Below are 11,947 nucleotides of genomic sequence, written 5' to 3'. Positions count from 1 at the left end.
AGTATTTAAAAAAGCCAATAGAAGCGCTGAGATGTCAGGGCTTTTTTATGCTATTTTTTTAGATACCTTATTGAACTTGGTATAGGTAGTTTTAACAACAGGAAAATATTTTATTTGTTCTGTTTAAATTCCACGTATTTTTGAGCATAAAGTAATACAGTCTTAGCTGAATCTTCATCATCTAATAAGTTTATTGGTTGGGTGGATAACGGAGGTAAGTCGTCAAAAACTGGAGGTTTTTGTTCTAACCAACGCCAGCACTTTGTTCGATTCTTTTCAACTTGGAGTAGTGTTTCAAATATATTTTCAATAATATCAGGTTGTCCAAACCAACCAATAGGTTTGATGGCTGCTTTACGTTCACCTTCAACAGAGCGTGGTAATTGAGATGCTTTCAATTCATATTCTAAGATATTCTTCCTAGTCCAATCAGCCAGCTTATCTAATTTTCATTTGGAATACGCATGCTATCGGTAGTTGGTATGACAAGGCCAACTTTAACTGTATTCAATGATTTTATTTTTCTAGGACACTGGCTAAATCGGTGTCATTAGTAACAAATACAACTTGTTCTATAGTGTTATCAGTCATAACATCATAAAGCGATTCAACAGCTATATTTACGTCTGTTTGTTTTTCTTCTAGTTTCCATATATCAACATATTTACATTGATTTGGTGGTTTTTTAGGGTTGCATTCATCAACTTTAAAGGCGCGTGTTTGGTTGATGGCATAGTAGCCTTTAATTATTTCTAAGTTGTTTTCATCTGAATGAAAAGTTAATGCTCGGTGATATGTTTGTTGGTCTTTTAACGAATCTTCAGACATCGCAGCTTTACCAACAATGTCAGCAGTAAAAAATTTAATACTTAAATCATCGTATGAGTGTGATTGGTTAGAAGAACTAGGTAGGATATGTTTTATAAAAAGTGAGGTTAAATCAAGTCACTTGTAAGGAGTTCGCTTTAGACAGCCGTAATAAAAGTTGTAGCCATCTATATATACACGAGTCTTCAAGTAAATGTCCTTATTTCAGTTATAAAAAAACCGACTCTAAGGTCGGCTTTTTCTCCCTATATTCAGGAGACTCAATGCTGCGCGTGAAAGTAGGGTTAGTTGTTAAAGGTAATTATACACAATTACCTCATGTTTGTGGTCTGACCAGTATGCGGTTTATTTAAAAGAACATACACTTCATGTTAACAATTTAATATCTTTAAAATATCATAAAATTAATAGAAATGGTACGAGTCACGTTAACAACAGGAAAATATTATGACAGCTAACTTAATTGCTCAACAGGTAGAAGCTTACTTGCTTTCAAAGCCTGACACCTCTGTGTATTACCCTTTTGGTGATGATATAAAAGTATTTCGTGTGAAAGATAAAATGTTTGCCACACTTTCTTTAGGCAAGGGTAATGAAAAAAACACGAATGATAAAATGAAGGGGAGTTTTTGCATTAATTTAAAATGTGATCCTGATGAAGCTATTATGTTGCGTGATATATTTCCTGCAGTAATCCCCGGTTATCATATGAATAAAAGACTTTGGAATACCATTATTCTTGATGGCTCAATACCGCAAGGAGAAATTGAGCGCATGATCGATAATTCATTTAACCTTGTGGTGAGTAAAATGACCAAGAAAGATCAGGCATCTATCTTGGTTCATTTATGACGTACATATAGCGTTTATAATATTCGTTGATCACGGTGAATTAGCCCTGAAACTATCACCCATAGTATTGTCTGACGAGATAAGATTATTGGGAAAGGTACTTAGGAAAGGTACTTGGGAAAGATAATTGAGAAAGATAAGTAAGACACTCACTCAAAAAGCCGACGTAATAGCATCTCTCATTCGTAATAATGCACATCATTTACAAACTCTGATGTCCAGGCTGTACGCTAATTTCAGGATAACTTTTAACTAACTTAATGAGTTTATTTAAACTTGCTCTACTACGAATTTGGTCAGTTGAAAAACTGCCCGGTTCAACACTATGATTCCAGCCCCACGACGTATGACTTGCATCACCAGTAAAAAGCACCGGGCCTTCAATGCTATTGACTAAATAGGCGGTAGAACCCGCGGTGTGGCCTGGTGAATGAATGGCAAATACACTACCGTCACCAAATACATCAATATAGTCTGCAGCCCACTCTTGTAATGCGGGTCTACCTTCAAGCATTATATCGGTTATGCCTTGCGTTGCCGCATATAAGAAATACCTTTCTTGAGTTTCACCTTGCCCTACATACAAAGGCACCTGTTTATTTATTGCTGACATACCACTGATATGATCAAGGTGTAAATGAGTTAAAAAAACACCTTTTAAAGCCACGTTTTGTTCGTTGATATAATCTTCCGTTGTAGTAAGTGCTGTCATTTTTTCTAATCCATATAACGATCCCAACCAACTAGGAATTCCTAACGACTGCGGATCATTATAAAACTGACTGCTAATACCGGTATCAATCAAAAAATCGCCATGTATAGGATGTGTTAAATGGAAAGTATAAATTTGAATGTTTTCATCATGGTCTTCCAACCCTGCATGTTGTGCTGCTTCTGCATCAAGGTTAAGTAAGCCACTAAGAGGCACTTTCCAATTGGCAGATTTAATTTTTTTCACCGATATTTTTTTACCTGTGCTCAGGCTATTAACGAGAGACTGGTAATTACTTTTTTGCCCTAATACTGAGGTAATAACGGGGTGATTAGTTGGCGTTGCTTGGTTAATCCATATAATGAAAAATACGAATAATAAGCTAAGAACGCCAATGACTATCTTTATAGTTCGCTTACCTTTATGCATGTTATTTACCTCGTTATTGGGTGATGTAAGTATTCTCCTTTAGTAGTAAAAGAAGATGTGGCATAGTTTAGCTATTCCATAAAAGATGTAAATCTACTAAATAACCATTGGCATATCCAAAAATGAATAGCGATGAATTGAATTGGCAAGATATTAGACTCTTTTTAGCCGTAGCAGAAACTGGCAGTTTTAGTGCAGCCGCACGAAATTTAAAGCTTGGTCAACCAACCTTAAGCCGGCGTATTGCAGAGCTAGAGCAAGCGCTTGGTCAGCCTTTATTTTCTCGCTTTAGTCAGGGCTGTCAACTGACTGCATTAGGTCAAAAACTGTTACCCGCTGCAAAACAAATGGCTATTTGGTCGGTTGAAACCATGACGTTAGCGCAAGCACCCAATAAAGTTGAAGGGAGAGTCCGGATCACTGCGCCTCCTGGCGTTTGTTTTGCTTTTCTCCCACAAGTGGGACAAAAACTAAAAGAAAGCTATCCCGGTATTCAGCTTGAAGTGTTAAGTGGCACAAATACGTTTAATTTAACGCGCGGTGAGGCAGATATATCACTTCGTACAGAAAAACCAAAAGATAACGATTTAATTTGTTTGGCGTCTTTTTATTGTGGCATAAACGTGTATGTCGCGGAAGATGTCGCTAACACGCTCAGTGATGAGGTGACTCTGCAAGACTTAAATTGGATCTGTTGGTCTGAAGATCATAACCATTTACTGACTAATCAAATTTTAAAGAGAGAAATACCGAATTTTAAGCCCGTATTTAGCGCGAATGATTATAACGTGCAAATCGCAGCTTGTTGTGCCGGATTAGGTGCATTAGCTTTACCTAATATTTTTTTAGAAAGTCCATTAATTAAAGGGCTTACAGCGTTAAATATTGACCTAAGTAAATTGACTGCGGGTGAGTTACATATCGTTATCCATAAACGCTACCAACACGTTGAAAGAGTAGTGATAGTGGCTGAGTTACTAAAAACATATTTTAGCGAGATTTGGGCACATTAAAAAAATTAGGAGTATTTTGATTTGTAAATTATTAATAATTTACAAATCAAGTATTAATGCGCTGAACGAAATATTTCAAAAATATACTGCAGCTTTAATAATTTTCTATTCCAAAACGACTGTTTTTTAATGTCTTGATTTTTACCATCAGCAATTTTATCAATTAACAACTCGGGTGTTACCCATAAACCCGTGTCCCAATCAATATAAAGCGGATATTGCACCAAGGTAGTGAATACTAGCTCGGGTAAGGTTATGGTTTTAAATCGTCGTTTAGGCGGATAGTAATCAGTGGTTAATCCCCAGCCAGCATAAAACGGTTGCCCCCAAGTATGCACTACAACATTGTTTAATAACGCTTCAAAACCGCTTAACGACGTCATGGTATGTAATTCATCAATATGTGCATACAAACTCGTTAAAGACTGGTGAGTAATTTGTTCATCAACGCACTGTGATATGCATTCTAACGATACATTTCCTTCACGATTACCCGACACTACATCAGGATGAGGTTTATAAATAATATAACAATCTGGATGCTTTTCTTTTACCGCATAAAGTAACGCTTCATTACTTTTTATATTCAAACTACCGGTCACAATTGATGCATCACCATCAACTTGGCCAATAACCAGCAATATTTTTTTATGCTGATTATTAATCGTAATCGTGTTGTGCTCGCCGACATTATATTTACTAACACCAGTGTCGTTAATCTTCTTAATTAATGCTTGGCCTCGTTTTAACTCATTTACCGTTAATACATTTTCATTTAAGGCGTGTTCAAGGTCACTTGGCGTGCGATTATCAAAATAGATGCCTGCTTGATCAATAGACAATGAAGAAGGGCGGCACAAATTAGCGCCCAAACCATTGGAGCGAATAAAACCATCTTCAACACGAAAACAATTGCTTAACTCTGGATACTTAGCGCCCCAAACAAGCAACATGTCATTATCAGCAATTTTTACTGGTGGTTGCTTGGTAAAGACAAGTTCATCGGCTAAATGTCGACAAAAATGTTTCATAAAGGCGCGCTTCCATAACGAAAAACCAATTAAATAAAGGCGACGGTATGGCGGTTTGCCTTTTTGTTGCAAACGAATAAGGTTAATAACGTCTTCAACTTCACACTTGATTTGCAGTACTGGGTTGTAATAATGGCAGTATTTAACCAAAGCAGCATAGGTAAGCTGCTGCAGCGAGATTTTTTCACGTCGGTCACAATGAAGTTGGTCGTGCGTTAATCCCCAACCCGCATAAAATGGCAACCCAAAACAATAAACTGGCTTATTAAGTAATAATGCTTCAAACCCCATTTGCGACGACACCGTATATACCGCATCAACAGCGTTGATTAATGCATGAGGATGACAATGTTCATTAATAATTTCAACATTGGTTAATTCCCCATTAGCAATAAGTTTAGCTAATACCCCTTTCTTCTTGCCAAGGCGAGTATCTGGGTGCGTACGAATTAACAAGGTAGCATTAGGGTGATTTGCTTTCGCTTGCGCGATCATGGCAACAAAACTACTTTCATCAGCCATCGCACCGGTGATAGATAAATCCCCTGAAACTTGGTCAACAATTAATATTTTTTGTTGCTTAAGGTTCGACAATTTTACCTTTAACAATTCAGGCAACTCAGCTGCATCATAAACATTATATTTAGTGATGCCTTTGTTAGTGATTAGCTTTATTAAGGCATTTGTACGGGCTAACTGTGCTTCACTTAACGGTTCTTTTATTAGTGATTCTAAATTACAGGGCTGGCGGGCATCATAATAAATACCTTGCGAGTCTGAAATCAATGAAACAGCATGACCTTGCTTTGCAGGGTGGCCAATATAACCAATAAAACCATCTTCTAGGTGTAAATAAGGCACGCCAAAATCACTAGCCTGTTGTTTGATTTTATTGGTACTAGCTTTAAGTCCCCAGCCAGCAAAGCTATCATGACTTGCAACAACCTTTCTTTTTTTAAGTAAGGCTAAAGAGTGTGGAAGGCAGCTCTCAATTTGCTTTTTGCGAGCAAGTATTCCTTTTGACTTAACCAAAATAGCCATTAATTAAACAAGATTCCTAATGCATATGAAAATAATAAATCACCTTTATTTCTTGGTTGTTAGTAGCTATAAAAAGCTTTGCCTTAAATGCTATTTTATCAATTATGGGGTTTAAACGTCTAAGATACGCTCAACAAAAAAGGCTTCTGCTTTTTCAAAACCATGAGTTGCCCCTCTTAATATAGCCAAAGCTTCCACGCATTGATAACTGCGACTGTGTGGGAAATCTCTCATTTCATCTTCGTAACATTTTAATGCAGCAAGCTTTTTATTCCAGTAATTAGATATATCAACAATATAATGAGGTTGAAAAGCATTAATTGATGGTGAGTTCCACTCGGTACTCGATAACACTTCAAAAGATAATATTTTTTTTACTGAAGACCAGGATTGTGGACGACAAGCAGTCATAACGGCCTTGTGTGTAATTCTATGATCTATGTTTAAGTCATGCCCAAAGTGAGTATAAATTGTATCTGGTTTACATGCTGAAATGACCGATTCTATCGCTTGGGTTACTTCCAATAAAGCTACGGTATCCATTTTATTATCAGGGAAATCAAATTGGTGAAAGTTAGACACTCCTAAAGCTTTCAAGGCCAGTTGAGCTGCACTTTCTCTTTTAGTAGCATTAGTATTATGCTCAGGAGTATCTAGTCTGGAGGCGACGCCGTTTGTCATAAAGGCGACGGTCACTTGATCACCTTGCGCAATATGTTTAGCGATAGTACCACCACAACCCAGAGCTTCATCATCTGAATGAGCAGCAACAACTAGAATAGTATTACTCATTACTAATATGCTCCCAACTAGTTGCAGTGCCCCTTTCAATATCTTGATTAACTCGCTTACCAATTAACTCATCAAAATGTTTAGGAGCAAGACCAAAACCAGGTCTAATGCGTCTAATATGTTTATCTGTTATTAGCTCACCTGACTTTATATCTTCAACGAAATATAATGAGCGTCTAAATCTTATACTCGCATTCTCAATTGGTTTTCTTTCATACCCAGCAACACCTAATGCTTTATGGGCTGCATCTGTTTCTTCAACAAGTCTTTTTAACTCATGTGGCTCTATTGAAAATTCAGAATCAGCTCCTTTATCATTTCGATCAATAATGAAATGCTTTTCTATTAGACATGCGCCAAGGACAACTGATGATACCGAGACCACAGTACCTAAAGTATGGTCGGATAAGCCTGATATAACATTAAAGCGTTTTGCTAAGTCAGGTATGGTGGCTAAATTAGCTTGCTCATATGGCGCAGGATAAGCACTAATACAATGAAGAACAACAAGATCATTACAACCATTTTCTCTGGCGGTAATGATTGCTTCTTCAATTTCATTTAGATTAGCCATACCGGTCGACATAATCATTGGTTTTCCCGTTTGGGCAACTCGCTTTATTAAGGGTAAATCCGTTAACTCAAATGAAGCAATTTTATACGCTGGTGCGTTTAGCTCTTCTAATAATTCTAATGCACTTTCATCGAAAGGAGTTGAAAATAATGTAATACCAACTTCTTTTGCTTTCTCAAATAATCGTTCATGCCATTCAAAAGGAGTGTGCGCCCATTCATATAATTTATATAAACTATATCCATCCCATAATCCACCTTTCACTTGAAAATCTTCGTGATCGCAATCAATCGTCATAGTATCTGGAGTATATGATTGAATTTTAATTGCATCGGCACCACACTTAGCTGCCTCCTCAATCGTTTTTAATGCGTTATTAATATCACCATTATGGTTTGCTGAAAGTTCTGCGATTATATATGGCTTATAATCTTTGCCAATACGTTTACCATCTATTTCTATGTATTTTTTAGTCATTATTTTCTTCTTTAAATATATTTACTGTTGCTTGAAGTCCATCATTGCTTTTTGAAACACTGGAAAATTCTAATTTGATATTACCAAATTTTATATATGCTTTAGGATACGATTCAGCATCCAACATACGAATAGTGTTATAAAAATCTTCTAAACTGATATCTTCGGTTAATTTACTTTGTTCGGGTTTTCTTCTCGGGAACTCAGTTACAGTTCCTGTTTGTGGTACGGCTATAGGTTCATGTTCCACAATATATTCAATCATATCAAAAGTTAATAATGAACTTCTTTTAAATATGTTGGTGGCATTTCCTTTTAAGGATAGTTTTTCTTTTAAAAAAACAGGTCCTGCATCTAGTTCTTTGACCATTTGAAGAGCAGTAAGTTTTGTATCTTCATGACCCCTAATAATTAAGTTCTGTAAAGGGCTACCTCCTCTACCATAGGGTACATCGGTCATATGAAAACAAACACAAGTGAATTCATTTAAAATATTTTCAGGAACAATCCAGCTCCAATGTGGAAAAAAAATATATTTTGGTTTTAATTTTCTTAAATATTCAATAGTTAAATCAATTTTATCATCAATTAAAAACCAATTCCCAGGGTATGATGATACTCTGGATTTATATTCGTTAATATTCCATTCTTTAATTGTTGCTACAACATAGTTATTCATATATTTATCTTATATTTATCTTGTTTTTATTATATAGAATAAAATAGACTCTGATAAATTCATATTTATTCAATGATTCATTTTTCAAACTTTTTTATTATATATAGAAGACATTAATCTAGTGATTTATGTATAAACTCCTGAGGTGATATCTTTTCATAATTAGCTTTTATAAATATTCGTTGGGAAGCTTTGTTTTCAGGAACCACAGTGGCGTGAATATTAATATATTTGTGGATAGAATTAAGATAAGTTAAACATAGAAAACCTATACCTTTACCATGACTATTTGGCGCTAATGAAATAGTTATAAGATAGTTTTTCTTTGTCATTCGATCTAGCCTAACAACACCAACGTTGTTCCATTGACCCTCGTTAGGATTATATAATTGAATAATATAAAAATAGTCTACGGTACTTTTTAATTTATTACTCATCCAGTTAGAATGTTCTTCCCAAGAAGGAACCTTCGGATTTAATGCATATTTTCTTGTTTCGGGTAAGCATTGCCATTTATAAACCTGCTTAATATCTTTAGTGTTTGCAAATCGGAGTTTTATTTTTGGTTTATCTAATTTTTGAGTATTAATTGATTGCTCTATTATTTCATTAATACGGTAAACACCTAAGCCGTCACATAAGGAAAGGTTTCGTTCTTTAAAGCCTTTATAGTCAGAAAGTAATTCTTTTAGAGAATTGAACAGTTTAGCCTTAATGTCACCTATTTTTAAACAGATTGCAGCGTTAGCTGCGGTTAACTCTTGGGTAATATACTTTTGGTTATCAGCAATCGGGATAATTATACTTGGTAGCCCAAGGCAAGCTCGCTCCCATGATGTAGTCCCTGGAGCTCCTATCGCTAAATCATGTGACTCCATTAGTGTAGCCATATCATTCGTGAAAGATATGTGTTTAATCCAATCTTTATTCTCCTGACAAAATGTGACCACCTCGTTATAATGAGGTGCTCGCGCACTTAACACCACAGTTACACTCAGTGGAAAATCTATTGTTGCTTTTATCGTTTGTAATACGATTGAAGTAACATTAGGTAAGTCGATTCCGCCAAGGCTAATAAGTAAGTTTAATTTATTCGGAATAATTGATTTATCTAAAACACATTCTCTTTTTTTATTAAACGCAGGGGCTAATAGTGCGTATTCACAGCCTGTAAGTGCTAGTGAGTTGCTTTTTGAATTAATGTATTCGGAGCTACATCGCCCTAATGTTTGATCAAGTATAAAGTCAGCATAATGCTCTCTTACAAGATCATCTATAGCAAATAAGCTGCAATTTAAGTGCTGTATAATTTGTTTTTCCCACTCAGCATTTAAAGCATAGTGATCTACAATTACAATATCTACATCACGAACCATACTTGTAAATTCTTCAGCATCTTGCTGCCATGTGACTTGTAACCACGATTTGTAGTCAGCATTATTCACTGGCTCAATAGGATCATTTACTGGTGATAGCTCTAATACATTAAAATTACGCTCATAAATTAGATCAATTAAGTCACCTTTTTGGCGTCGAGAAACAAAAGTAACTTGATGACCTTTTTCTTTCATAGCTTGCGCTAATACTAAACACCTCATAACATGCCCACTACCAATATAGGTAGAAGCATCGGTTCTAAAATAAACATTCATTGTCATTGAATCATCAACTAATTTAACGCGCTAAAAAGGGCTTCTGCAAATTCCCAATCTTCTACTGTATCAATATCTTGAACTAACTTTCGAGGTAGAATAATTGCTTTAGATTGTTCGGAAAAAATAGCTTTTCCTTCTGAGAAAGCAGCTAATGTTCCCCAGTAAAATTGGCCTGCGTCATGGTATGCTTCTTTAAGATCTTGTGAGCGAGTATTAATATGCTCAGGGTAAAACATATTAATACCGTTCATAGGATCATTATAAAAAGCCCGTTGTATAGGAAAAGCATAAGATGTTGCACTAAACGCATAATTAATAGAGTTTTCTGTTATAGCTTTCAATCCTTGTTGTATGTACTGGGGGGTAATAAAAGGAGCAGTTGCATAAATACAGCAGATATAGTTCATAGTAACATTATGATTTTCAAGCCAAAGAATGGCATGCTGAATAACATCAATCGTTGTTGCATAATCATCTGAAATATCAGAAGGTCTTATAAATGGTACTTCTGCACCATATTCTAATGCAACATTTGCAATTTCTTGATCATCTGTTGAAACGATTATTTTATCAAAACATCCAGATGCTTTTGCTGCTTCAATAGAATAAGCAATCATCGGTTTTCCAAAAAACTCTTTAATGTTTTTTCGTGGGATGCGTTTACTGCCACCCCTTGCTGGAATTATTGCAATATTCATTTGTTAACCACCAATAATTTTATGTAAAACTTGTACCACTTCATCTTGTTGTTCAGTAGACATAGTATGAAACATTGGCAAAGAAATAGCTTCTTTATAGTATTGTTCAGCTAATGGAAAGTCGCCTTCTTTAAAACCAAACTGGCAATAATAAGGCTGCAAATGAACGGGTATATAATGTAAGTTAACACCTATCCCATTCTCACGTAATTGTTCAAATACTTCTTTATGCGTTAAAGAAATATTCTCTAAATTAAGTCTAATAACATAAAGGTGTAAGCCTGAATAACTATTATCAATTTGAAACGGGGTAGTAACTGGCAACGGCGCAAGTAGCTGATTGTATCGCTCTGCTAATTTGTGACGTGCGGCCACGAATTTGTCTAAACGCTTCATTTGACTTACGCCAAGTGCAGCCTGCAGTTCTGTCATACGGTAATTATAACCTAATGCAACTTGTTGATAGTACCAGCCACCATGCGACGGCTCTGTCATTAAGTTTTCGTCGCGAGTAATTCCGTGGCTTCGGTACAATGCCATTTTGTCAGCAAGTGCTTTATTATTAGTGAGCGCTGCGCCGCCTTCTGCAGTGGTAACAATTTTAACAGGATGAAAGCTAAAAATAGTAATGTCTGAATAATGGCAATTACCGATAGGCTTATCAAAGTATTTGCCACCAATAGCATGCGAGGCATCTTCAATAATAGCAAAACCATATTCATCAGCGAGTGCTTTTATTGCTTTCATATCACAAGGTTGCCCACAAAGATGAACGGCAACTAACACTTTAGGTAAGCAATTTTTAATTTTAGCTTGTTCAAGCTTTTGCTTTAATTTTTTAGGGCATAAATTATAAGTTGCTTCGTCAATATCCACAAAGTCAATATTAGCATCACAATAGCGTCCACAATTGGCAGAAGCAACGAATGTAATTGGTGTTGTCCATAACCAATCATTGCTCCCCAAATCTAATGCCATACAGGCAACATGTAATGCTGAGGTAGCACTGTTCATAGCAAATGCATATTTAGCACCAGTATGAGTGGTTAATGCGTTTTCAAATGCTGGTACTTGAGGACCTTGTGTTAAAAAATCAGACTTCAATACTTCAACTACAGAGTCAATGTCAGCTTGTGTGATTTCTTGCTTACCGTATGGAATCATAA

General features: G+C 35.8%; 12 protein-coding genes. 2 read left to right on the top strand and 10 right to left on the bottom strand.

Annotated features, from left to right (window positions below; translation table 11 throughout):
• Window positions 1–110: 110 nt before the first annotated feature.
• On the bottom strand, window positions 111–398 hold the full coding sequence (locus Q4503_RS10535) for a hypothetical protein (RefSeq protein WP_303602237.1): 288 nt from the start codon (window positions 396–398) through the stop codon (window positions 111–113).
• 118 nt (window positions 399–516) lie between these two features.
• The gene (locus Q4503_RS10530; RefSeq protein ID WP_303602236.1) at window positions 517–828 is read right to left on the bottom strand and encodes a hypothetical protein; all 312 of its coding nucleotides are present in this window, start codon (window positions 826–828) and stop codon (window positions 517–519) included.
• 447 nt (window positions 829–1,275) lie between these two features.
• On the opposite strand from Q4503_RS10530, the gene Q4503_RS10525 reads away from it, so the two are divergent.
• Window positions 1,276–1,680, top strand: a complete 405-nt coding sequence (locus Q4503_RS10525) for an MmcQ/YjbR family DNA-binding protein (protein WP_303602235.1) — start codon at window positions 1,276–1,278, stop codon at window positions 1,678–1,680.
• Between the two features lie 202 nt (window positions 1,681–1,882).
• On the opposite strand, the gene Q4503_RS10520 is transcribed toward Q4503_RS10525, so the two are convergent.
• A complete protein-coding gene (locus Q4503_RS10520) occupies window positions 1,883–2,821 on the bottom strand; it encodes an MBL fold metallo-hydrolase (protein ID WP_303602234.1) in 939 nt (312 codons plus the stop codon).
• A gap of 122 nt (window positions 2,822–2,943) precedes the next feature.
• Between Q4503_RS10520 and Q4503_RS10515 the strand changes: the two genes are divergently transcribed.
• A complete protein-coding gene (locus Q4503_RS10515) occupies window positions 2,944–3,834 on the top strand; it encodes a LysR family transcriptional regulator (RefSeq protein ID WP_215973185.1) in 891 nt (296 codons plus the stop codon).
• Window positions 3,835–3,887: 53 nt separating this feature from the next.
• On the opposite strand, the gene Q4503_RS10510 is transcribed toward Q4503_RS10515, so the two are convergent.
• The 7 genes from Q4503_RS10510 to pseC form a co-directional block, all read right to left on the bottom strand.
• Window positions 3,888–5,906 (bottom strand): capsular polysaccharide biosynthesis protein, encoded by a 2,019-nt coding sequence (locus tag Q4503_RS10510; protein ID WP_303602233.1) that lies wholly within the window; start codon window positions 5,904–5,906, stop codon window positions 3,888–3,890.
• 111 nt (window positions 5,907–6,017) lie between these two features.
• Complete coding sequence (locus Q4503_RS10505; protein ID WP_303602232.1) at window positions 6,018–6,698, bottom strand: PIG-L deacetylase family protein; 681 nt, start codon at window positions 6,696–6,698, stop codon at window positions 6,018–6,020.
• The gene (pseI, locus tag Q4503_RS10500; RefSeq protein ID WP_303602231.1) at window positions 6,691–7,749 is read right to left on the bottom strand and encodes a pseudaminic acid synthase; all 1,059 of its coding nucleotides are present in this window, start codon (window positions 7,747–7,749) and stop codon (window positions 6,691–6,693) included. The genes Q4503_RS10505 and pseI overlap by 8 nt, the downstream gene beginning before the upstream one ends.
• Window positions 7,742–8,428 carry a methionyl-tRNA formyltransferase gene (locus Q4503_RS10495; protein WP_303602230.1) on the bottom strand — a complete coding sequence of 229 codons (687 nt, stop codon included), beginning with the start codon at window positions 8,426–8,428 and terminating at the stop codon, window positions 7,742–7,744. The genes pseI and Q4503_RS10495 overlap by 8 nt, the downstream gene beginning before the upstream one ends.
• A gap of 113 nt (window positions 8,429–8,541) precedes the next feature.
• Window positions 8,542–10,086: a UDP-2,4-diacetamido-2,4,6-trideoxy-beta-L-altropyranose hydrolase gene (gene pseG / locus Q4503_RS10490; protein ID WP_303602229.1), complete on the bottom strand. Its 1,545-nt coding sequence runs from the start codon at window positions 10,084–10,086 to the stop codon at window positions 8,542–8,544.
• 11 nt (window positions 10,087–10,097) lie between these two features.
• Complete coding sequence (gene pseF / locus Q4503_RS10485; RefSeq protein ID WP_303602228.1) at window positions 10,098–10,781, bottom strand: pseudaminic acid cytidylyltransferase; 684 nt, start codon at window positions 10,779–10,781, stop codon at window positions 10,098–10,100.
• Window positions 10,782–10,784: 3 nt separating this feature from the next.
• A complete protein-coding gene (pseC, locus tag Q4503_RS10480) occupies window positions 10,785–11,945 on the bottom strand; it encodes a UDP-4-amino-4,6-dideoxy-N-acetyl-beta-L-altrosamine transaminase (RefSeq protein ID WP_303602227.1) in 1,161 nt (386 codons plus the stop codon).
• Between the last annotated feature and the right edge of the window lie 2 nt (window positions 11,946–11,947).

It is taken from the genome of Colwellia sp. 6_MG-2023 (assembly GCF_030547765.1).
GTDB lineage: Bacteria > Pseudomonadota > Gammaproteobacteria > Enterobacterales > Alteromonadaceae > Colwellia.
The sequence above is the reverse complement of the archived record's forward strand: the minus strand, read 5'-3'. Positions and strand labels throughout refer to the sequence as shown.